This is a genomic window from Streptomyces sp. NPDC052682 (assembly GCF_040678435.1).
Taxonomy (GTDB): Bacteria; Actinomycetota; Actinomycetes; order Streptomycetales; family Streptomycetaceae; genus Streptomyces.
This window is the reverse complement of sequence record NZ_JBFATS010000013.1, coordinates 32,837-55,304: the sequence shown is the minus strand read 5'-3', so window position 1 is coordinate 55,304 and position 22,468 is coordinate 32,837. Positions and strand designations below refer to the sequence as shown.

The window sequence follows — 22,468 nt, the reverse complement described above, 5'->3', positions numbered from 1 at the left end:
CTCACACCACCCGCGTCGCCCCCGCGAAGGGCATCTCGTCGAGCGGGGCGAGCCGTACCGGCGCCGAGGGGTTCGGGGCGTGGATCATCCGGCCGCCGCCCACGTAGATCCCGACGTGGCTGATGCCGGAGTAGAAGAAGACCAGGTCGCCCGGGAGGAGCTCGGAGCGGGCGACGCGGCGGCCCGCTCCGATCTGGGCGTAGGTGGTGCGGGGCAGGGAGACCCCGGCGGAGCGGTACGCCGCCTGGACCAGGCCCGAGCAGTCGAAGGCGTCGGGGCCCGTCGCGCCCCACACGTAGGGGCTGCCGAGCTTCTGGAAGGCGTAGGAGACGGCCGCCGCAGCACGGGAGTTGGGCGCCTGCGCGGTGGCGGATCCGGGGGCCGGGAGACTCGCCCGGCCGGCAGCGGACGAGCGTGCGGCGCGGGCGGTGGGCTGCTGTCCGGCGAGCCGGGCGCGTTCCCCGTCGGTCAGCCGGGACAGCAGCCGGCGGGCGGCGGCCAGCTTCCCGGTGACCGTGCGTTTGTGCCGGTGCAGCTCCGCCTGGCGGGACGTGAGCGACGCGACCTCGATCCGCGCCGCGCCCCGCAGCCGCTCGATCTCGCCGAGCTGCCGGCGTACGCGGTTGACGGTGGCCGTCTGCCGGTGCCCGGCCCGTTCGGCGAACTCGGCGCCCTCCAGATACCGGCCGGGGTCGTCGGACAGGGCGAGCTGCAGCGCGGGGTCGAGCCCGCCGCCGCGGTACTGGGCCGTCGCGACCGAACCGAGGGCTTCACGGGCGGCGTTCAGCCGCTCCTGCTTGCGGGCCATGGCGTCCTGGAGCCTGTTGAGCCGCTGCCGGGCCGCCTCCGCCTTCTCCTTCGCGCCGTTGTACTTCTCGGTGGCCGCCTCCGCCTCCTGGTACAGCGTGTCCACCCGGGACGCGACCTGCTCCGGGGACAGCTGAGGATCGGCCTGGCCGGTCCCCTCGAATCCGGTGGCGGTCGCCGCGCCCGCCAGGGCGAGCGTCGCGGCCGTGCGGGTCGGACCACCGCCCAGCGTGCGTCTGCTGGGCTTGCGGTGTGCTGCCACCTGCGCTTCACGTCCTTTCCGACGCCCGCCGGTCCGGCGCACGGCCGTCGGGGAGCGGTCGGAGGACCGTCGTGAGCGGCCCGCGCGTCCGGCGACGGCCCGCACAGGGGGAAGCGGGCCGCCGCCGGACCTTCTCGGCGGTGGTGGCCGACTGCCGCCCCTGGCCCGGGCGGCGGTGGGGAGCCGGTCACCTGGGGCAGGACGCTAAAGCTGGCCGTGCCGGGCCGGAGGGCGGTTGCACGGAACTGGCGCCACGGGACCGGAAGGTGACCTTCTGTGACCGTGATCCCGTCCAGACGCTGTCGACTTCACCGAGAGCGATGACCGATGTGCCGGATCTCGCCCGGGCGGCGCCGGGCAGGTGCTATGCGCGCAGAGACGCACGCGCGCGGAGCACCGGGAGCGCCGGGCCGGTGTCGGGCGGGCCAGGGGGCCCTCATAGGCTCCGGGCTCATGGACGTACTCATCCACCTCTTCGTCGGTCTGCACATCATCGGCATCGCGGCGCTCCTCGGCGGCTTCCTCACCCAGATGAAGGCGATGGGCCAGGGCAGCGCCCGCTTCAGCCCCGCGATGCTGCACGGCGCGCTGACGATGCTGGTCACCGGGGCGATCCTGGTCGGCCTCAACCAGGCCGACGACCAGTCCGTCGACAACATCAAGATCGGCGTGAAGCTGGCGCTGCTGATCGTGATCCTGGGGCTCGTCTACGTGAAGCGGGACGAGGAGCGGACCGACAAGCGCCTGTTCGGCCTGGTGGGCCTGCTGACCGTGGCGAACGTCTTCATCGCGGTGCTGTGGACCTGACCCTCTGGCACCGGCGTGGTCAGGCCGGCCGCACCACGCTGTGGATGGCCGACTCGCCGTCGTAGAAGATCGACTCCTCGCGGACGTAGGTGCCGGGCTTCGGGGCGTGGATCATCATGCCGTTGCCGATGTAGATCCCCACGTGGGTGACGTCGTCGTAGAAGAAGACCAGGTCACCGGGCTGCGCCTGGGAGAGCGGGACCGTGGTGCCGGCGTTCACCTGGTCGTAGGTGGTGCGCGGCAGGTCCACGCCCGCGGCCTTCCAGGCAGCCTGGGTGAGGCCGGAGCAGTCGTAGGAGCCGGGGCCGGTGGCGCCCCAGACGTACGGCTTGCCGATCTGCGCGCGGGCGAAGGCGAGCGCCTTCTCGGCCTTGGTGGTGTACGAGGAGCCGGCCGAGGGCGCCGTCGGGCCCGTGGAGGGGGAGGGGCTGGGGGTCTCCTGCGGCTGGGCCGTCTCCTGGGCCTGCTGCTCGGCCTGCTGCCGGGCCAGCTCGGCGGCCTCGCGGGCGGCCTCCTCCTGCTTCTTGCGCTCGATCGCCGCGAGCCGCGCCTTCTCCTCGGCGGTCAGCTTCGACAGCAGCTCCCGCGCGTCGGCGAGCTTCTTCTGGACGGTGGCCTTCGCCGTCCTGAGGTCGCTCTGCGTGTCGGTGAGCGTCTCGAGGCTCTCGGTGGCCTCCTGGCGCTTGCGCATCGTCTCGGACTGCTGCGTGACGTAGTCGTCGACCGCCTCCTTCTGACGGCCGGTGAGCCGGCTCATCAGCTGGGTCTGGTCGAAGTAGTCCTGCGGGGTGTCCGCGAGCAGGAACGTCGCGGTGTCCGGGACGGAAGCGCCGGTGCGGTACTGGGCGGCGGCGAAGGAACCCAGCTCCTCCCGCGCCTCGTTGAGTTTCTGGGTGCGCTCGGCCACGTCGTCGAGGAGCGTGTCGACGCGCTTGCGCTGCTTGGCGGTCTTCTCCTTGGCCGCGTTGTACTTCTCGGTCGCCGACTCGGCCTGGCGGTACAGGTCGTCGACCTTCTTCTCGACCTCCTCCAGGCTCGGCTTGCCGTCCTCGGAGGGGGCGGCGTTGGCGGTCTGGGACAGCAGGGCCACGGACGTGAGGGCCGCCGTGGCGAGGGCGGGGGGCCGTATGCCTGCTACGCGCGTACCGGCAGGACGCGACTTGCGGTGCGACGCCAAGGGTGGCGACTCCTTCCGTGTTCCGCCTACCGGGTTAGCTGTCGGGTTCGGGCGCGTGCTTCGGAAGGTTTGCCCTACGGCCGGTCCCCGAAGGGGAGGCGGGCCGATTCACCCCGGGGTCTCGGTGGGTCCCCGGCTCCGGCTGCGACGGCGGCAGGCCGGACTCGGCGGAGGCCGCGCGGCCCGGCGACGTTCGCCGGTGGGGGTCGTGCGGCCCGACCGCACGGTAGCCAACTCGTGTGGTCCGTGTGAAGGTTGGTGGGTGATATGCCCGATACATTTTCGTGACCTGGGTCGGGTTTCACTGTTCGTGGTCGCGCGGAAGTGGGCTGTGACCGGCGATGTTCTCAGGGCGGCGGCGGGTTGTCGGTGCGGCGCCCTAGACTCGGAGAGCGATGAGCAGCCTCTTTGACGACAGCTTCCTGGCGGACCTCCAGGCCCCGCGGGGTCACGAGGACGGACCCCCGCCGCCGCCCGAGGACGATCACGGACCGGAGCCGGTCCCGGACGATCTGTTCGGCGGGACGTTCGACGTGCCGCCGGACCGGGACACCCACTACCGGGACGGCGCCCCGCGCCCGGTGGTGGACTCCGCGGCGCTCCTCGAGGGGCTGAACGACAACCAGCGCGCCGCCGTCGTGCACTCCGGCTCCCCCCTGCTCATCGTGGCCGGCGCCGGCTCCGGCAAGACCCGCGTGCTCACCCACCGCATCGCCTACCTGCTCGCCGAGCGGGGCGTCCACCCCGGCCAGATCCTCGCGATCACCTTCACCAACAAGGCCGCGGGCGAGATGAAGGAGCGCGTCGAGCAGCTCGTCGGCCCGCGCGCGCACGCCATGTGGGTGATGACCTTCCACAGTGCGTGCGTGCGCATCCTGCGCCGCGAGTCCAAGAAGCTCGGCTTCACGTCGTCGTTCTCGATCTACGACGCCGCCGACTCCAAGCGGCTGATGGCCCTGGTCTGCCGCGACCTGGACCTCGACCCCAAGCGCTACCCGCCGAAGTCCTTCAGCGCCAAGATCAGCAACCTGAAGAACGAGCTGATCGACGAGGAGGACTTCGCCGCCCAGGCCTCCGACGGCTTCGAGAAGACCCTCGCCCAGGCCTACGCCCTGTACCAGTCGCGGCTGCGCGAGGCGAACGCGCTCGACTTCGACGACCTGATCATGACGACGGTCAACCTGCTGCGCGCCTTCCCGGACGTCGCCGAGCACTACCGCCGTCGCTTCCGCCACGTGCTCGTGGACGAGTACCAGGACACCAACCACGCGCAGTACGCCCTGGTCCGCGAGCTGGTCGGCACCTTTGAGCACCCCGTCGACGTGCCCCCCGAGGCCGAGGTCCCGCCCGCCGAGCTGTGCGTGGTCGGCGACGCCGACCAGTCGATCTACGCCTTCCGGGGCGCGACGATCCGCAACATCCTCCAGTTCGAGGAGGACTACCCGGACGCGACGACGATCCTGCTGGAGCAGAACTACCGCTCCACGCAGACGATCCTGTCCGCCGCCAACGCGGTCATCGAGCGCAACGAGTCCCGCCGCCCCAAGAACCTGTGGACCAACGCCGGCGCCGGCGCGCTGATCACCGGGTACGTCGCGGACACCGAGCACGACGAGGCCCAGTTCGTCGCCGACGAGATAGACCGCCTCACGGACGCGGGCGAGGCGAAGGCCGGCGACGTCGCCGTCTTCTACCGCACCAACGCCCAGTCCCGTGTCTTCGAAGAGGTCTTCATCCGCGTCGGCCTGCCCTACAAGGTCGTCGGCGGGGTCCGCTTCTACGAGCGCAAGGAGGTCCGGGACGTCCTGGCCTACCTGCGGGTGCTGGCCAACCCGGAGGACTCGGTGCCGCTGCGCCGTATCCTCAACGTCCCCAAGCGGGGCATCGGCGACCGCGCCGAGGCCATGATCGACGCCCTCGCCCAGCGCGAGAAGATCAGCTTCCCGCAGGCGCTCAAGCGCGTGGACGAGGCGTACGGCATGGCCGCCCGCTCCGCGAACGCCGTCAAGCGGTTCAACACGCTGATGGAGGAGCTCCGCACGATCGTCGAGTCCGGCGCCGGCCCGGCGACCATCCTGGAGGCGGTGCTGGAACGCACCGGCTACCTCGCCGAGTTGCAGGCCTCCACCGACCCGCAGGACGAGACCCGGATCGAGAACCTCCAGGAACTCGCCGCCGTGGCCCTGGAGTTCGAGCAGGCCCGCGGCGAGGACAACCCGGGCACCCTCGCGGAGTTCCTGGAGCAGGTCGCCCTGGTCGCCGACTCCGACGAGATCCCCGACGAGGAGGGCGACGGCGTCATCACGCTGATGACGCTGCACACCGCCAAGGGCCTGGAGTTCCCGGTCGTCTTCCTGACCGGGATGGAGGACGGCGTCTTCCCCCACATGCGCGCCCTCGGCCAGACCAAGGAACTGGAGGAGGAGCGGCGCCTGGCGTACGTCGGCATCACGCGCGCGCGGGAGCGGCTGTATCTGACGCGGTCGACCATGCGCAGCGCCTGGGGGCAGCCGTCGTACAACCCGCCCTCGCGGTTCCTGGAGGAGATCCCGCCGGCGTACGTCGACTGGAAGCGCACCGGCGCCAGCATTCCGGCGCCGTCCGGCCCTGCTTCGGCCGTGGCGGCCTCGCTGTCGTCGTCCCGCTCGCGTTCGTCGGCCTCGGGTGCGTCCGGGTTCGCCACGCGCCGGGCGTCCGAGAAGCCGGTGGTCTCGCTCGCGGTCGGGGACCGCGTCACGCACGACCAGTTCGGGCTCGGCACCGTCGTCGCGGTGAAGGGCACGGGCGCCAACGCGGAGGCGACGATCGACTTCGGCGACGCCAAGCCGAAGCGGCTGCTGCTGCGGTACGCGCCGGTGGAGAAGCTGTAGCTCCGGCGGCACGAGCCTCCGCCGGGAGCGGGGCGGGGGCTTGCCGGGACGTTACGTCGGGTCCAGGCCGTGGCTGCGCAGCCACGGGAGCGGGTCGATCGCCGAGCCGCCCGCAGCACGCACCTCGAAGTGCAGGTGCGGGCCGGTGGAGTTGCCGGAGTTGCCGGAATGCGCGATCGGCTGTCCGGCCTTGACTGCCGTACCGGAGGGGACGATGTAGCTGGAGAGGTGGCAGTACCACGTCTCCGTACCGTCCTTCGCAGTCAGGATCATCATGTTGCCGTAGGCGCTGTTGTACTGCGTGCGCACGACGCCGTCCGTCGCGGCCATCACGGTCGTGCCGTAGGAGACGGGGAAGTCGATGCCGGTGTGCAGGGACATCCAGTTGACCCCGGACTGGCCGAAGTAGGCGCTGAGGCCGTGCTGTGCGACCGGCAGGGCGAACTTGGGGCGCAGCCGCTCCTTGCGGGCCGCCTCCTCGGCCGCCCGCTTCTTCTCGGCCTCCTGCTGCGCCTTGAGGTCGATGCGCTCCTGGGTGCGGCTGGCCCGGTCGGCGAAGTCGTCGGCGCCGGCGGCGAGGACCTGCAGCTGCGTGTCCAGCTTGCTGTTGGCGGTGGACGGTTTCACCGGCTGCGCGTCCGCCGCGGCCGCGGTCGTGGTGGTGTCCGTGTCGTCCCCGGTGAGGCCGCCGACCGAGGCGGCGGCGATGCCGGCGACCCCCATCACGCACGCCGAGGGCACCGCGATCGTCAGCAGCGCGGAGCGCTTGGGCGGGGTGCGGCGCCGGGAGCGGGCCCCGCCGCGCGCGGCCGCGCGGGACGCGGGGGCCGGGGCGGTCTCCTCCTGGCCGTCGAGGAGGGGCGCGATGACGGTGGGCAGGTCGCTGATGGCGGCGGCCTCGTCGCCGCCCGGCGCGTGGTCGTCGTAGGAGACCTGCTCGAAGGTGGCGGTCGCCTGCGGATCCTGGCCGTGCTCGAAGACCGTCGCGGCCTGCGGGTCCGGGACTGCCTCGAAGGTGGCGGTCGCCTGCTGCTCGAAGGTTTCGGCGTGGGGCTCGTACCCGTCGTGCGAGGCGGTCGTGCCGCCGTCGGAGTTCCACTGGGTGGCGTCGTAGGCGCCGGTGTCGAAGGCCTGGGTGCCCCATTCCCACTGCTGGGTCTGGTCGGCCGGGTTGCCCGACTGGTCGGGCTGGAGCCAGGCACCCGCGTCCCACTGGCCGGTGGCGTCGGGGGAAGCGGCCTGCGCGGGAACGACCGGCAGGGGCGTGTGCTCGCCCGTCCAGGAGGCCGTGTCGTAGGCGCCGGTGTCGTAGCCGGGGTGGTGAGCCGCGTACGGGGCGGTGGTGTGGGTGCCGGTGGCCCAGTGGGCCGTGTCGTACGTGCCCGTGCCGCCGTCCGGGAGGCTGCCGAAGAGGGGGTCCGCGTCGAAGGACGCCGGGGCGGGACCGCCGGTCTGGAAACCGGTGGCGCCGTAGCCGTCGTAGGTGGTGAAGTCACCGTACGTGGCTTCCTGCGTGCTGTACGACGCGTAGGGCGCCGAGGCGGCGTCGGAAGCCTGGGCCGGGGGGGGCACGGTCCCCGACGGGTGACGGTCGTTCACCAACTTCTCTTTCGCCTTGACAACAGGGGCTGCCAGAGCAGTGCGGCGACTGTACCCGGCGGTACGCGGGCACGACAATCTTCGACAGGTTTTGCGCACGCAGGAAACGGGCAATCGGCCGTGTTTCGGGGGACTGCGGGCGCGGGCTTGGCCCTGTGTTCGAGAAGCGTTCGAGGCGAATGGGGCTGCTGGGGCGGTAAGTGAGCTGTGGCGGCGGGCTGTTGCTGCTGTGGTGGTGCTGTGTCGCCGGGGGCGCGCCAGGGGCGCGTGTCACGCCACGGTCAGGCCGTCGGCGTGCCCGGTGGACGGTTCGCCCGGGCGCGCCGTGTCCAGGGCCTGCCGTATGCCCGCCGCGACGGCGGGGTGCACGGGCAGGGCGAGGTGGCCGATCCCGGTCACCCGGATGTTCTCCGCCTCCAGGTCCGGGTGGTCGATGCAGGCCGTCTCCAGGGGGTCCATGATGTGGTCGAGGTCACTCCAGAAGCTGACGAAGTGCGTACGGCAGCCCGGCGCCGGCCGGGACAGCTCCTCGAGCACCTCGGAGCCGGGGCGCATCTGACGCACGATCGGATGGGCGTTCGCCAGCGGCACCACGCGCGTGCCGGAGTGCGGGGTGCCGAGTGTCACCAGGGTGCGCACGCGGGCGTCGCCGCCGAGGCGCTGCACGTAGTAACGCGCGATCAGCCCGCCCAGGCTGTGCCCGACGACGTCGACCCGCCGGCTGCCCGTACGGTCGCAGATCTCCTCTATGTGCCGGCCGAGCAGTTCGGCCGCGACCCGTATGTCGCAGGTGAGCGGCGAGTAGTTGAGGGACTCGATGCGGTGCCTGCCGTGCTGGGCGAGGCTGCGGCGCAGCAGGACGAAGACCGAGCGGTTGTCGATGAAGCCGTGCAGCAGGACGACCGGGGGCTTGGCCTCGGTCGGCAGCTCGGCCGCGCCGTCCGGCGTGGGCAGCGGGGCGGGGCGGCGCTCCTGGACGATGCCGGAGGGGTAGAGGAGGAGATGCCCGGCGAGGATCGCCACCTCCAGGGCGGTGGCCTTCAGGAGCGCCAGGGAGAGTCCCGCCACCCGGCTCGGCAGGAGCCGCCGGCAGAGCGGAAGAAAGGGCAGGGCTGCCCCGGTGACCTTCATGGCCGACCTCCTGTCGGCACCTGGGAGGACAGCTCTGTCCCCCGGGTGCCCTCGTGGAGAACCGCGCCGAGGAAGATCGGCCGGGCCGGCGTCAGGCGCGTGAGGGGAGCGCGGCGTGTGGCGCGTGGGGCGCCGGTGATGCGAGGGCGCCCCCTGCCGGTGTGGCGACGAGGCTCCCCGCTGTCGTGCCTTGCCTGCCCTGCGTGCTCTGCGTGACCCCGCCGACGTGCCGTGCCGCCGCGGTGCGCGGTGGGTGGCGCGGCGGCACGGCGACCTCGTTGCGGCTCCCCTGGCGCGTGGTTCCGCCGCGGACCCTGTGCCGCAGGAAGATGCGGCGCGTGGGCCGCGAGAGAGCGGAACGGTGCGCGGCGAACGTGTCCCACCGTGTGATTTGCCCCTCGGTCCGCACCGTGAAACTGCCGGTTGCGGGATGCTGGCGATAACGTTCGTTCACTTCCCGGAGCCGCCCGGCGCGGGAGGTCCGTGCCGTGCGGGGCCGCCCGGGGCGGTGAGCGACGGAATGTGCGGTACATGCGGTACGTACGAGCTGTGCGAAGTGCGCGACGTGTACGGCATGGGCATGGTGTGCGGTACTTGTCGGTACGGATGGATGTAGTCGCTTCATGGAGGCAGTGATGGGTGTGGCAGCCGGTCCGATCCGCGTGGTGGTGGCCAAGCCGGGGCTCGACGGCCACGATCGCGGGGCCAAGGTGATCGCGCGGGCGCTGCGCGACGCCGGGATGGAGGTCATCTACACCGGGCTCCACCAGACTCCCGAGCAGATCGTCGACACCGCGATCCAGGAGGACGCCGACGCGATCGGGCTGTCCATCCTCTCCGGCGCGCACAACACGCTGTTCGCGGCCGTGATCGACCTGCTCAAGGAGCGCGACGCGGAGGACATCGTGGTCTTCGGCGGCGGAATCATCCCCGAGGCCGACATTCCGCCACTGAAGGAGAAGGGCGTCGCGGAGATCTTCACGCCCGGTGCGACGACGGCCTCGATCGTCGACTGGGTCCGGGCGAACGTGCGCCAGCCGGCCCAGGCGTAGGCCTCCGGCGGCCGGGCCGGGCGGCTGTGGTGCGGGGGGCCGCGTCGTCCTGGCCCGCCTCGGTGTGCTCGGAGGCCTGGAGGTGCTCCGGGAACCGGGCACGCTTGCCCTGATCGGCCGGGGGCTGCCGTCTGCGGCGGTGACGGGCGGGCTGCCGCTGGTCGCGTCCTGGGCCGGGGCGGGAGAGCGGGGGTGGGCGGACGTCGCTGCGTCACACCCGTCCGGCCGTGCCGGCGTCCCAGGGCCCGCCACCGGCGTCATGGCGTCACTGCCTCCCGCGGGTCCCGCTCCCGCGCTCCCAGTTCCTCCAGCATCGCCGCGCGCAGCCGCAGTGTGGTGACCAGGCGCTGGAACGCCTCCGCCCAGTACCCTCCGGCCCCCGGCGACGCGCCCTCCTGTTCGTCCGGTACGGCCAGCAGGCCGTCGAGGCGGTTCGCCTCCGAGGGGTCCAGGCACCGCTCGGCCAGGCCCATGACTCCGCTGAAACTCCATGGATAACTCCCCGCGTCCCGCGCGATGTTGAGCGCGTCGACCACCGCCCGGCCGAGCGGCCCGGCCCACGGGACCGCGCACACGCCGAGCAACTGGAAGGCTTCCGACAGGCCGTGGGCGGCGATGAACCCGGCCACCCACTCGGCCCGCTCGCCGGCGCCCAGCGTGCCGAGCAGCTTGGCGCGTTCGGCCAGGGACACCGCCCCCGGCCCGCCGGCCTCGGGTGCCGCGGGCTCGCCGAGCAGCGCCCGGGCCCACTCGGCGTCCCGCTGCCGCACTGCCGCACGGCACCACGCCGCGTGCAGTTCGCCCTGCCAGTCGTCCGCCACCGGCAGCGCCACGATCTCCCGCGGCGTACGCCCGCCGAGCCGCCGCGACCAGGTGCCCAGCGGTGCGGCCTCCACCAACTGACCGAACCACCAGGACCGTTCACCCCGTCCCGCCGGGGCCTTGGCCACGACGCCGTCCCGCTCCATGGCCGCGTCGCACTCGTGCGGTGCCTCGACGACGATCGTCGGCACGTCCCGGGTGTGGTCGACGGCCACGCACGCGCCAGCCCGGGCCGCCATGCGAGCGGCCAGCGCCGAACCGGGCAGGGCCGACAGCAACTCGGCCGCGGTCGCCCGCACGTTGCGGCTGCGGTCGGCCAGGGCCTGCTCCAGGAACGGCTCGTCGTCCGGTCCCAGGCCCGTGCGCAGCGAGTCGAGGAACATCAGCCGGTCCTCGGCACGCTCCGTCGCCCAGGTCGTGGCCAGCAGGTCCCGCGCGGCACCCGGGTCGCGGGAGCGCAGGGCGGCCAGCAGGGCGACCCGCTCGGCGAACAAACCCTCCTGCCACAGCCGGCGCAGGCCGTCCGGGTCCGGCGGGTGCGGCAGCGCCCCGTCCCCGCCCGGGGCGGAGCGCAGGGCGAACCGCCACTCCGGGTTGAACCGGGCCAGCCACAGGGCCCGCGGGCCCGCGAACCTCAGCGCGGCCGGACGCAGGTCCGTACGGCCCCGGGCCGTGTCCAGCAGCGCGGGCAGCAGCTGCGGGGGCGGCGCGTAGCCGCGTGCGTCGGCCGCGGCGAGCCACTGGGGCAGCAGCTCCATGAGGTCCGGTGCGGTGCCCCGGCGGCCTCCGGCGGTGCCGGGGCGGTCGGTCAGCAGCATCGCCAGCCGGCGGGCGGCCGCGGGCGGCAGCGGCGGGCGCGCGTCCTGCGGCGCCGACCGCGGAGGCTCGGCCGCCCGGGCGGGCCGCAGTCCGGCCCGGCGCCGTACGGTCTCTGCGGCGGCCCTGTCCAGCAGGGCGACGGGGGCCTTCGGGCCCGGCGGGCAGCCCGGCGGCGTACGCCGGTCGGTGCCGAGCAGCGCGGCGGTGACCAGCCCCTCCCAGGCGCCCGCGACGGGCGGGTCCGCAGGAGCGGAAGTCCTGTTCATCAGCGTCCTTTCCGTCGCGCGCCCCACTGGTGGAAGGACACGCGCGTCGGGTGTCCCCTGTGGCCGGAAGAATGCGCGCATCAGGTGAGCAGGGTGGGTTGAAGTAGCAGATACGGGGCAATCGGGACGTGTGCGGTCCGGGCGTCAGGGTCGGCGTCCGGGCGGGTGGGCGCGCCCGGCAGGTGACGCGTCGGCGTGTGTGCGGCCGTGGAGCGGTCGGCTCAGCACAGCGCCACCGCGTCCCCCGGGCCCTGCGGCCAGGCCGTCAGCGGGGTGAAGCCCTGGTGGCCGCACTCGCCGAAGACCGTGACGGGAGCGCCGCCCGACAGGGCGACCAGGCGCCACAGGGCCGGCCGGGCACGGGCCGCCGGGGTGAGCGGCAGCGCCGTGTCCTCGTCGGCGTCCGCCAGCTGCCAGGAGTCGCCGTCCGGGGTGGGTATGACCCGGTCCAGCGTCACCGGGACGGCATCCAGCCAGGGATCGTCGCGCAGCGCCTCGCCGTAGCGGGCGGCCGCCTGGGAGGTGCTCACCCCCGGTGGCCGTACCGCCGTCGGTGCGGGCGGGGCGAACTGTGCGCCGAGAGCCGCGCGCTGCTGCCCGCCGCCCGGATGGACGGACACCTCCGCATCCAGGGCCAGCCCGACCGGCAGCGCGAGCTCCGGGGCGCGCCCGGCCGCGCCGTACGACAGCAGCAGGGCCGTGCGGTGCGAGTCGGCGCCGTAGAGCCAGATGCGGCGGGTGGTCAGACGCGAGTCCGCCGTGTCGTACTGGGCGAGGACCAGCCAGCGGTCCCGTAGCGCAGGGCCGTCTGCCGAGGACGGCAGGCCGATCCGGGAGCGGACCGTCGCGGCCAGGGCGTCCGGCAGCCGCTCGCGGTGGAGCCAGCCCTGGTCGAGGAGGTGGAGCAGCGCGCACTCCTCCAGCAGGCGCGCCGGCCAGCCCGGACCGGTGCCCGGTATCGCTCCCAACTCCCTCACGCGGGCGGCGAGCCCGGGCGCCTGGGCGTCGACCATGCGGGCCGCCGTCTCCTCCCACAGGCCGTAGCCCGACTGCTCCGCCGAGGCCAGGCCGCCACGGAGCAGGTCGGCCAGCCGCTGCTCCAGCTCCGTGGCGCCCGCGGTGATCCGCTCGGCCCGGCGCTCCGCCCGGCGTCGCGCCGCTTCGGGATCAGCGGAGGCGGACGGGGAGCCGGGGCCGTCCGCCGCCCGTTTCCGTTCCGCGCGCTGCCGTCTGCCCGCGATCCACTGCTCGGCCCACTCCGGTGCCTGCCCCCGCGGCACCACCCCGTCCCCGCTCGCCCACAGCAACAGCAGGCCCAGGGCGTGCTTGCACGGGAACTTGCGGCTCGGACAACTGCACTTGTACGCGGGCCCGGAGGCGTCCGCGATGTCGACGACCGTCTGATACGGCTTGCTGCCACTGCCCTTGCACAGGCCCCACACCGTCCCCTCGCCGGAACTCCCCGCCTCGGACCACGGTCCGGCCGTGCCGAGTTTGCTGCCCGCTTTGCGTGACGCGGCGTCAGGCGCCAGCGCAAGCACCTGGTCCGTGGTCCAGCGCACCCCCTGCTGAGTCATGCCATCGAAGGTAGATCCCGCCACTGACAATCGGCCCAGCGATGGCGTCTGCGCAGGTCAAAACGCATTGTCAGTGGCGTGGTGCACGGTGGATGCCAGATCCGAACCGGCCGAGCTGGAGGGGGACTCAGCCATGCCTGTGTCCGTAGAACCGTCGTCTGCCGACCCGAGCCAGAACGGGTCCGCGCCCGCGAACACGTCCGTGCAGAGGACCGAGCCGCTGCGGCCGCACGCCGAGGACGCCTTCGCGGACGAACTCGCCGCGCTCGCCGCGCAGGACGACCGTCCGCGTCCGGCCCGCTGGAAGCTGTCGCCGTGGGCCGTCGCGACCTACCTGCTCGGCGGCACCCTGCCGGACGGCACGGTGATCACACCGAAATACGTGGGCCCGCGCCGCATCATCGAGGTCGCCGTGACCACGCTCGCCACGGACCGGGCCCTGCTGCTGCTCGGCGTGCCCGGCACGGCCAAGACATGGGTCTCCGAGCACCTGGCGGCGGCGGTCAGCGGCGACTCCACACTGCTGGTGCAGGGCACCGCCGGCACCCCGGAGGAGGCCATCCGCTACGGCTGGAACTACGCGCAGCTGCTCGCCCACGGCCCCAGCCGCGCCGCCCTGGTGCCCAGCCCGGTCATGCGGGCCATGGCCGAGGGCATGACCGCCCGGGTCGAGGAGCTGACCCGCATCCCGGCCGACGTGCAGGACACCCTCATGACGATCCTGTCGGAGAAGACGCTGCCGATACCGGAGCTCGGCGAGGAGGTGCAGGCGGTCCGCGGCTTCAACCTGATCGCCACGGCCAACGACCGCGACCGCGGCGTCAACGACCTGTCCAGCGCCCTGCGCCGCCGCTTCAACACGGTCGTGCTGCCGCTGCCGGAGACCCCCGAGGCCGAGGTCGACATCGTCGCGCGCCGCGTCGACCAGATCGGTCGCTCCCTCGACCTGCCGGCCGTGCCCGACGGCATCGCCGAGATCCGCCGCGTCGTCACCGTCTTCCGCGAACTGCGCGACGGTCTCACGACCGACGGCCGGACCAAGCTGAAGTCGCCGAGCGGCACCCTGTCCACCGCGGAGGCCATCTCCGTCGTCACCAACGGACTCGCCCTGGCCGCCCACTTCGGTGACGGCGTGCTGCGGGCGGGCGACGTCGCCGCCGGCATCCTCGGCGCGGTCGTCCGCGACCCGGCGGCCGACCGGGTCATCTGGCAGGAGTACCTGGAGACGGTCGTGCGCGAGCGGGACGGCTGGACGGACTTCTACCGGGCCTGCCGGGAGGTGAGCGCGTGAACAACACCTCGATGTGGGGCGGGAAGCGCCAGGGATCCGGCCCGGGCCGGGTGACGAGGGGGAGCACGTGACGGACGTCGACAGCACCGAGGGGCACGCGTTCGGCCGGGGGCCGCTGCTGCTCGGCGTACGGCACCACGGCCCGGGGTCGGCCCGGGCGGTGCGGGCCGCGCTGGAGCAGGCCGGGCCCCGCGTCGTGCTGATCGAGGGCCCGCCCGAGGCCGATGCCCTGATCCCGCTCGCCGCCGACCAGGAGATGCGGCCGCCGGTCGCCCTCCTCGCCCACGCGGTGGACGAACCGGGCCGCTCGGCGTTCTGGCCGCTCGCCGAGTTCTCCCCGGAGTGGGTCGCCCTCCGCTGGGCCCTGGACCACGACGTCCCGGCCCGCTTCATCGACCTGCCGGCCACGCACACGCTGGCGTGGGAGAGGCAGGACAGCGGAACGGAGGCAGGGGAAGACGCGGTTCCCGGCACGGGGCCGGCCCACAGCCCGGCCCCTGCGGAGGGGCCCGAGCAGGGCCCATCTGCCGGGCCCGAGCAGGGCCCATCTGCCGGGCCCGACCAGGACCCGCCCGCAGAAGCCGACGTCCGCATCGATCCCCTGGCCGTCCTCGCCGACGCCGCCGGTTACGACGATCCCGAGCGCTGGTGGGAGGACGTCGTGGAGCACCGGGGCGTGGGGGAGGGGGACGCGCTCGCCCCGTTCAGCGCGCTGGAAGAGGCGATGGGGGCCCTGCGCGAGGCGTACGGCAGCGGCGGACACGGGCGGGATCTGGTCCGCGAGGCCTACATGCGGCTCCAGGTGCGGGCCGCGCAGCGGGAGTTCGAGGGACGGGTGGCCGTGGTGTGCGGGGCGTGGCACGTGCCCGCGCTGCGGCACAGAAGCACCGTCGCCGCCGACAAGGCCCTGCTGAAGGGCCTGCCCAAGGTGAAGGCGGACATGACCTGGGTGCCGTGGACCCACCGGCGGCTGTCCCGGGTCAGCGGATACGGCGCGGGCATCGACTCGCCGGGCTGGTACGGGCATCTGTTCAGCGCCCCGGACCGGCCGGTCGAGCGGTGGATGACCAAGGTGGCGGGCCTGCTGCGCGCCGAGGACCGGATCGTGTCCTCCGCGCATGTCATCGAGGCGGTGCGGCTGGCGGAGACCCTCGCCGCGCTGCGCGGCCGCCCGCTGCCCGGCCTCGGCGAGATGACCGACGCCGTGCGGGCGGTGATGTGCGAGGGCTCGGACGTGCCGCTGGCGCTGGTGCACGACCGGCTGGTCGTGGGCGACGTGCTGGGGGAGGTGCCGTCGGCGGCGCCCGCCGTGCCGTTGCAGCGGGACCTCGCCCGGCTCCAGCGCCGGCTGCGGCTCAAGCCGGAGGCGCTGGAACGGGAGCTGGAGCTGGACCTGCGCAAGGAGACCGACGCGGGGCGCAGCCGGCTGCTGCACCGGCTGCGGCTGCTGGGCGTCGCGTGGGGAGAACCGGTCGCCTCGCGCGGCAGCACCGGGACGTTCCGGGAGACCTGGCGGTTGCGCTGGGAGCCGGAGCTGTCCGTGCGGGTCGCCGAGGCGGGGGTGTGGGGGACGACGGTGCTCGGCGCCGCGACCGCGAAGGCCGAGGCCGACGCCGTCGCCGCGCAGGGCCTCGCCGAGGTCACCGCGCTCGCCGAGCGCTGCCTGCTGGCCGAACTGCCGGACGCCCTGCCGGTGGTGATGCGGGTGCTGGACGACCGCGCCGCCCTCGACACGGACGTCGGTCACCTCGCCCAGGCACTGCCTGCCCTCGTGCGTTCCCTGCGGTACGGCGATGTGCGCGGCACGGACACGCGTGCCCTGGCGGAGGTCGCCCAGGGCCTGGCCGAGCGCGTCTTCGTCGGTCTGCCCCCGGCGTGCGCCGCCCTCGACACGGACGCCGCCGAGGAGATGCGGCGCCATGTGGACGCCGTCCACGGGGCGGTGGGGCTGCTGGGCGGCTCCGCGCCACGCAACTCGCCGCCAGAACGCGAGGACCGGCACGCGGCGACCCCGCCGCCGGCGGACACCGAGCAGGACCCGCCCGCCGCACCCGCCCACGCCGCCCGCACCCCCGGCCCGGCCCGCGGCGACCTGCGGGCCCGCTGGTGCTCGGTGCTGCGGGTGCTGTCGGCGCGGGACGCCGTGCCTGGTGTCGTCCGGGGGCGGGCCGTGCGGCTCCTGCTGGACGACGGCGAGCTGGCGCAGGACGAGGCGGCGCGGCTCATGGGGCTCGTGCTGTCGCCGGGGACACCGCCGGCCGACGCGGCCGCCTGGATCGAGGGCTTCGTCGGCGGCGGCTCCGGTGGCGGGCTGCTCCTGGTGCACGACGAGCGGCTGCTCGGGCTGGTCGACACGTGGCTGACGGGCGTACCGGCGGAGGCGTTCACGGACGTGCTGCCGCTGCTGCGCCGCACCTTCTCGGCGTACGAGCCCGGGGTGCGGCGCACCCTGGGCGAGCTGGTCCGGCGCGGACCGGGCACGCGGGCGAGCGCGGCGGCCGCGGGTGCCGGACTGCCCGGTTTCGCTCCCGACCTGGACGCCGGGCGGGCGGACGCGGTGCTGCCGGTGGTGCGGCTGCTGCTGGGCCTGGACGGAGCGGAAGTGGAAACGGACGACACCGGCAACGACCTTGTGGGGGTGGCGTGATGACGACCGACTCGCTGCGCGAGCCGAGCGGCGGTTGCGAGACCGAGAGCGCCGGGGGCGACGGGCCCGGACGGCGCGCGGACACCGGGCGGGCGACGACGGTGCCGGTGATTCCGCTCTGGGAGCGGCTGCGGACGGGGGCGCGCGGATGACGCAGGAAGCGCGGGACCCGGCCCAGGAACCGCGGGACCCGGCCCAGGAGCTGCTGGACCCGGCCCGGGAGCGGCTGCGGCGCTGGCGGCTCGTGCTCGGCGGCGACGCGGCCGACGGCACCGGCTGCGCCCTGTCCGGGCGGGACGCGGCGATGGACGGGGCCCTCGCCGCGCTCTACGGCAAGGGGGACAAACCACAGGCGGGACGGGACCGTTCGGCGGGGCTCGGGGCCTCGGCGCCGTCCGTGGCGCGCTGGCTCGGGGACATCCGGACGTACTTCCCGTCGTCCGTCGTACAGGTCATGCAGCGCGACGCCATCGACCGGCTCGGCCTCGCCACCCTGCTGCTCGAGCCGGAGATGCTGGAGGCGGTGGAGGCCGACGTCCACCTCGTCGGCACGCTGCTGTCGCTGAACAAGGCGATGCCGGAGACCACCAAGGAGACCGCACGGGCCGTGGTGCGCAAGGTCGTGGAGGACCTGGAGAAGCGGCTCGCCACCCGCACCCGGGCCACCCTCACCGGCGCCCTCGACCGCAGCGCCCGCATCACCCGGCCCCGCCACCACGACATCGACTGGAACCGCACCATCGCGGCCAACCTCAAGCACTACCTGCCCGAGTACCGGACGATCGTGCCGGAGCGGCTCATCGGCTACGGACGCGCGTCGCAGTCGGTGAAGAAGGAGGTCGTTCTCTGCATCGACCAGTCCGGGTCGATGGCGGCGTCCGTCGTCTACGCCTCCGTGTTCGGGGCCGTGCTGGCGTCGATGCGGTCGATCAGCACCCGGCTCGTCGTGTTCGACACGGCGGTGGTCGACCTCACCGACCAGCTGGACGACCCGGTCGACGTGCTGTTCGGCACGCAGCTGGGCGGCGGCACGGACATCAACCGGGCACTGGCGTACTGCCAGTCGCAGATCACCCGCCCCGCGGAGACGGTCGTCGTCCTGATCAGCGACCTGTACGAAGGGGGGATACGCGACGAGATGCTCAAGCGGGTCGCGGCCATGAAGGCATCGGGCGTGCAGTTCGTGACGCTGCTGGCGCTGTCGGACGAAGGGGCGCCCGCGTACGACCGGGAGCACGCGGCCGCGCTCGCGGCCCTGGGGGCGCCCGCCTTCGCCTGCACGCCCGACCTGTTCCCGGAGGTGATGGCGGCGGCGATCGAGAAGCGGCCGCTGCCGATACCCGACACGGCGTGACGAAGCGGGCATCGGCGGGACGGTGACGACGTGTCGATCCGGCGGCGTCCGGCTCGGGCTGGCAAAACGGACATGACTACCCATCGGTAACACCGGGCTTGCGTGACCTCTGGAGTTCCGTGCGAGGATCGACGCTCGTTCGACGGTCGCCACGCGCTTCGACGTCCCGCCGCACGGGAGGAACCTCCCCGTCTTGACCTGGTCAGCCGCTCTGCCCGGTGCCGCTCTGCGCCTGTTGCGCACAGCGGCCGGGCGGCGTGCGCTCCATCTGGCGCTGTTGCTCGGCGCGGTGTGCGCGGTGGGGCTGCTGTGCGGCGAGCAGGCGCAGGCGGCGGACGGTGTGCCGCCGGCCCGGACCGTGGGGTCAGCTGTCCAGGATTCGGCCTCGGCTTCGTCTGCGGACACGAGCGCGGCGTCCGTGCAGACACCGGCATCCGTGCGGGCCTCGGCGGACGGGCTCCGCCCGGCCGCAGAAGCCTCGGACGCCCGGCTCGTGGACGACCGCGCAGGGCACGGCCGTCCCTCGTCCCACGCCTCCTCCGTGCGGCACGCTGCGCATGTCCTGGACGAGTCGGCGGCCGCACCGGCCGACGTCCTGCCGAAGCCGCCCGCGCTCCCCTCCGCGCCGACCCCGACCCTGCCCGTCGGCGGCGATCCGTCCCTGCCGCCGCTGCCCTGCCTGCCCGGCCTGCCGGCCGACTCCGCGGCGCCGGGCCTCCCGACCCCACCGGTGCTCCCGACCTCGCCCGCGCTCCCGGCTCCGCCCGCACCTCCGAGCCTCCCCGCACCCCCGGCGCACCCCGTACCGGCCCCCGTCACCCAGGCCCCCGTCATCCAGGTCCCCGTCCAGGCACCCCACCCGGGCGCGGTGACCACCCCACCGGCGGACACCGCCGCCTCCGGTCCCCGGACCGGTGCCGAGACGTCCGTCGTCTACGGCCCTGAGTTCGCCCGTGCCTGGACGGACACCGGGCGGCACGGCGAGGAACGCCGTGCCGAGGCCGGCCGCACCGCCCCGGCGCACCCCGCTCCGACGCCCGCCGGGGCCCCCGACGGCGCGCTGGGACACCGGTCGGCGGCCGACAACGGCACGTCGCGGCACGGCGACCCGCACGCGCTCACCGTGAACCACCTGACGCCGCCGCGGCTGGTGCCCGGCGCCACCGCGGCCCGCGAGGCCGCCGGGACCCGGGACCGCTGCCGGGACATTCCCGTATCCCCCGCCTAGCCGGGCAGCCCCTTCCCCCGCCGTAGACCTGCCGCGCGGGGGCGGAGCAGGTCTGCCCGGCCGTCCGGACGCCTCCGCGTGGCCCGGACGCGCCCAGCCGGGACCGTGTCCGGCTCCCCCTGCGCGTCCTGCGCCCCGCCCGTCCTCACTCCCCGGACGTGACGGACCGCGACGCCAGACGGCGGATCACCACCGGCACCGGCCCGGAAATGTCCCCAGGGAAATGTCCCCCAGCCTTCCGAAGCCCCGGAACTCCCCAGCGCTTCGGAACCCGAGATCCAAGGATCTGACGCACGTGATGAACAAGAACATCCGACGCTCCATCGTCATAGCCGCGGGCGTCACCGGCGCCTGGGCGCTCGGTTCCACCGTGGCGAGCGCCGACGAGCTGCCCGCCTCCTCCCTCTCCGCGACGGACACGACGGTGGACGCGACGGCCGACACGGACGGCGGCGTCCTCGGCACCGTCACCGACACGGTCGACGGCGTGGTCTCCGGCGTGCACGACACCGTCTCCGACGTCACCGACGGCGTCACCGACGGCACCACCGCCACGCTCCGGCACACCGCCGGCACGACCACGACCACGCTCACCCGCACCACCGGTTCCGCCCAGGCCACCGCCGGCGCCACCGGCACCGCCGCCGGCAAGGCCGCGTCCCAGGCCGGCACCACCGAGCAGGCCCGCCGGTACGTCGAGGGCAAGGTCGCCGTTCCGCACGCGGCGAGGATCAGGGGCGCCCAGGCCATCCAGGGCGCGCAGGCCGCCCGCGCCGCCCAGGCCGAGACCAAGGCCGCCACCGGCCAGGCGGCCGCCGCACTGTCCGACACCACCCCGGACTCGCCCCAGGGCACCATCGACTACCTCTTCGGCCCGCTCTCCGCCTTCGCCCCCGAGCTGGAGCAGGCCCTGGCCGCCGCCCAGACCAAGCTCGCGGCCGCGCAGACCACCGCCCGCGCCAAGGCCCAGGGCGCCGACGGCGCCGTCCGCACCACCGTCCAGCGGACGGTCGCGGGCGCGGACCGCACCGCGGCTAGCGCGCAGGCCGCCGCCCAGAACACGGTCGGCGGTGCCCGGGCCCGCGCCACCGTGCTCGGTGACACCGCCCAGCGCGAGGCGGCGCAGGCGACGGCCGCCGCAGAGGCGTCGGTCTCCGCCGTACCGAACCACGTCACCGGCACGGTCGGGGGCGTCCGGCAGCAGGTGGTGGGCACGGTCGGCGCCGTTCCCGGCACCGTCACCCCGGTCGTCCGGGAGACGGCGGACGCCGTCGTTCCGCCGCTCGCGGCCCAGGCCGTCGACGGCCTCACCCCGGTCGCGCACGGTGTCGTGACGGGCGTCGCCCCGGTCGCCCAGCACACCGTCACCGGGACCGCCTCGGCCGTCCGGGACACCGCCGGCGGGGTCGCGCCCGTCGCCACCGGCACGGTGGACGGCGTCCGGCCGGTGGCCGGAGCCGCCGTGGCCGGGACCGCCCGGACCGCCGGGAACACCGCCGACGCGGCGACCCGGCCGGCATACGGCGTCACCGCCGACGCCCACCACCTCGCCGTCCAAGCGGCGAGCGGCGCCGTGCCCGTCGCCGAGGACGCGGCCTTCGGCGTGCGGTCGGTCACCGAGGGCACGGTCCATGGCGTGGCGCCCGTCGCCACCGGCGCAATCTCCGGTGTGACGCCCGTGGCCACCGGCGCGGTCGCCGAGGTCCGTTCGACCGTCGGCGGCGTCACCGCCGACGCCCACCACCTCGCCGTCCAAGCGGCGAGCGGCGCCCTGCCCGTCGCCCAGGACACGGCCTCCGGCGCGCGGTCGGTCACCGAGGGCGCGGTCGCCGGTGTGACACCCGTGGCCGCTGGCGCGGTCGCTGACATCCGCCCCGCCGTCGGCGGCGTCACCGCCGACGCCCACCACCTCGCCACCCAAGCGGCGAGCGGCGCCCTGCCCGTCGCCGAGGACGCGGCCTCCGGCGTGCGGTCGGTCACCGAGGGCACGGTCCATGGCGTGGCGCCCGTCGCCACCGGCGCAATCTCCGGCGTGACGCCCCTGGCCACCGGCGCGGTCGCCGGGGTCCGCCCGGCCGTCGGCGGTGTGGCCGATGACGTCGCCCCGTACGCCACCGGCCTCGCCGCCCACGCCGTCCACGACACCGCGGACGCGGTCCTGCCGCCGGTCGCGAACACCGCCGTGCACGGTGTGCTGCCCGTCGCCGGGCAGGCCGTCGCGGACGCGGGCGCGGTGGCGTACGGCGTCGCCGGGGACGTCCAGGGCTTCGCGGGCGGTGTCGCCGGCGACGTACCGCCGCTGGCGTACGGCGTGACGGGACAGGCCGGCGCGTTCGCCCACGGGGTCGCCGGCGAGGTTCCCCGGTTCGCCCACGGGGTCGGCGAGGCCGCCCGGCCCGTGGTGGACCTGGTCGAGCCGGTCGCCGACGGGGTCGGCGGCAGCGCCACGGCGTTCGCGTACGGCGTCGCGGGTCAGGCCGCGCCCTTCGCGGGCGGGGTGGCCGGTGACGCGGACCCGTTCGTCCACGGCGTCGCCGGGCAGGCCGCGTCCTTCGCGCAGGACCTGACCGGGACGGTCCGGGGCACCGCGGGCCCGCTCGCCGGGCACGCGGCCGCCGGCGCCCAGGGCGTCGCCGAGTCCGCCGCCCCGGGCTCCATGCCGTACAGCATCTGACCCGCTGCCCCTCGTGCGCCGTACGGGCGTACGACCGCCGCACGGCGGACAGCATCCGAGCGCCGCGGGAGTTACGAGGCCCGGA

The 22,468-nt window shown here is 74.5% G+C and carries 15 protein-coding genes and 1 riboswitch; of the genes, 9 read left to right on the top strand and 6 right to left on the bottom strand.

Features of this window, described 5'->3' with window-relative positions:
• Position 1: 1 nt before the first annotated feature.
• Positions 2 to 1,069, bottom strand: coding sequence for an NlpC/P60 family protein (locus AB0K80_RS21445; RefSeq protein WP_365671940.1), 1,068 nt, complete (start codon positions 1,067 to 1,069; stop codon positions 2 to 4).
• 453 nt (positions 1,070 to 1,522) lie between these two features.
• Here AB0K80_RS21445 and AB0K80_RS21440 point away from each other — a divergent pair, with 453 nt between their 5' ends.
• Positions 1,523 to 1,876 carry a hypothetical protein gene (locus AB0K80_RS21440; RefSeq protein WP_365671938.1) on the top strand — a complete coding sequence of 118 codons (354 nt, stop codon included), beginning with the start codon at positions 1,523 to 1,525 and terminating at the stop codon, positions 1,874 to 1,876.
• Positions 1,877 to 1,895: 19 nt separating this feature from the next.
• Here AB0K80_RS21440 and AB0K80_RS21435 read toward each other — a convergent pair whose 3' ends face one another.
• Positions 1,896 to 3,053 carry an NlpC/P60 family protein gene (locus tag AB0K80_RS21435; RefSeq protein WP_365671937.1) on the bottom strand — a complete coding sequence of 386 codons (1,158 nt, stop codon included), beginning with the start codon at positions 3,051 to 3,053 and terminating at the stop codon, positions 1,896 to 1,898.
• A gap of 8 nt (positions 3,054 to 3,061) precedes the next feature.
• Positions 3,062 to 3,213, bottom strand: a riboswitch (cyclic di-AMP (ydaO/yuaA leader).
• Positions 3,214 to 3,448: 235 nt separating this feature from the next.
• Here AB0K80_RS21435 and pcrA point away from each other — a divergent pair.
• Positions 3,449 to 5,923, top strand: coding sequence for a DNA helicase PcrA (gene pcrA / locus AB0K80_RS21430; RefSeq protein WP_365671935.1), 2,475 nt, complete (start codon positions 3,449 to 3,451; stop codon positions 5,921 to 5,923).
• Between the two features lie 51 nt (positions 5,924 to 5,974).
• On the opposite strand, the gene AB0K80_RS21425 is transcribed toward pcrA, so the two are convergent.
• Together AB0K80_RS21425 and AB0K80_RS21420 are read right to left on the bottom strand one after the other, a co-directional pair.
• A complete protein-coding gene (locus tag AB0K80_RS21425) occupies positions 5,975 to 7,522 on the bottom strand; it encodes a M23 family metallopeptidase (protein WP_365671933.1) in 1,548 nt (515 codons plus the stop codon).
• 270 nt (positions 7,523 to 7,792) lie between these two features.
• Positions 7,793 to 8,653 (bottom strand): alpha/beta fold hydrolase, encoded by an 861-nt coding sequence (locus AB0K80_RS21420; RefSeq protein WP_365671931.1) that lies wholly within the window; start codon positions 8,651 to 8,653, stop codon positions 7,793 to 7,795.
• A gap of 635 nt (positions 8,654 to 9,288) precedes the next feature.
• On the opposite strand from AB0K80_RS21420, the gene AB0K80_RS21415 reads away from it, so the two are divergent.
• Complete coding sequence (locus AB0K80_RS21415; protein WP_365671929.1) at positions 9,289 to 9,705, top strand: cobalamin B12-binding domain-containing protein; 417 nt, start codon at positions 9,289 to 9,291, stop codon at positions 9,703 to 9,705.
• A 257-nt stretch (positions 9,706 to 9,962) separates the two neighbouring features.
• Here the strand turns inward: AB0K80_RS21415 and AB0K80_RS21410 are convergent, their stop codons facing one another.
• Both AB0K80_RS21410 and AB0K80_RS21405 read right to left on the bottom strand, forming a co-directional pair.
• Positions 9,963 to 11,612: a DUF5691 domain-containing protein gene (locus AB0K80_RS21410; protein WP_365671927.1), complete on the bottom strand. Its 1,650-nt coding sequence runs from the start codon at positions 11,610 to 11,612 to the stop codon at positions 9,963 to 9,965.
• Positions 11,613 to 11,833: 221 nt separating this feature from the next.
• On the bottom strand, positions 11,834 to 13,189 hold the full coding sequence (locus AB0K80_RS21405; protein WP_365671925.1) for an SWIM zinc finger family protein: 1,356 nt from the start codon (positions 13,187 to 13,189) through the stop codon (positions 11,834 to 11,836).
• Between the two features lie 133 nt (positions 13,190 to 13,322).
• Between AB0K80_RS21405 and AB0K80_RS21400 the strand changes: the two genes are divergently transcribed.
• The 6 genes from AB0K80_RS21400 to AB0K80_RS21375 all read left to right on the top strand — a co-directional run bounded on the left by AB0K80_RS21400 (position 13,323) and on the right by AB0K80_RS21375 (position 22,383).
• Complete coding sequence (locus AB0K80_RS21400; RefSeq protein WP_365671923.1) at positions 13,323 to 14,480, top strand: AAA family ATPase; 1,158 nt, start codon at positions 13,323 to 13,325, stop codon at positions 14,478 to 14,480.
• A gap of 67 nt (positions 14,481 to 14,547) precedes the next feature.
• Positions 14,548 to 17,127 carry a DUF5682 family protein gene (locus AB0K80_RS21395; RefSeq protein WP_365671920.1) on the top strand — a complete coding sequence of 860 codons (2,580 nt, stop codon included), beginning with the start codon at positions 14,548 to 14,550 and terminating at the stop codon, positions 17,125 to 17,127.
• Entirely contained in the window at positions 17,127 to 17,279 is a 153-nt protein-coding gene (locus AB0K80_RS21390) for a hypothetical protein (RefSeq protein WP_365671918.1), read from the top strand. Before AB0K80_RS21395 ends, AB0K80_RS21390 begins: the two co-directional genes overlap by 1 nt.
• Positions 17,276 to 18,481: a VWA domain-containing protein gene (locus AB0K80_RS21385; RefSeq protein ID WP_365671916.1), complete on the top strand. Its 1,206-nt coding sequence runs from the start codon at positions 17,276 to 17,278 to the stop codon at positions 18,479 to 18,481. The genes AB0K80_RS21390 and AB0K80_RS21385 overlap by 4 nt, the downstream gene beginning before the upstream one ends.
• Before the next feature lie 193 nt (positions 18,482 to 18,674).
• Positions 18,675 to 19,709: a hypothetical protein gene (locus AB0K80_RS21380; RefSeq protein WP_365671915.1), complete on the top strand. Its 1,035-nt coding sequence runs from the start codon at positions 18,675 to 18,677 to the stop codon at positions 19,707 to 19,709.
• Positions 19,710 to 20,007: 298 nt separating this feature from the next.
• A complete protein-coding gene (locus AB0K80_RS21375; protein WP_365671913.1) occupies positions 20,008 to 22,383 on the top strand; it encodes a hypothetical protein in 2,376 nt (791 codons plus the stop codon).
• Positions 22,384 to 22,468: the final 85 nt, after the last annotated feature.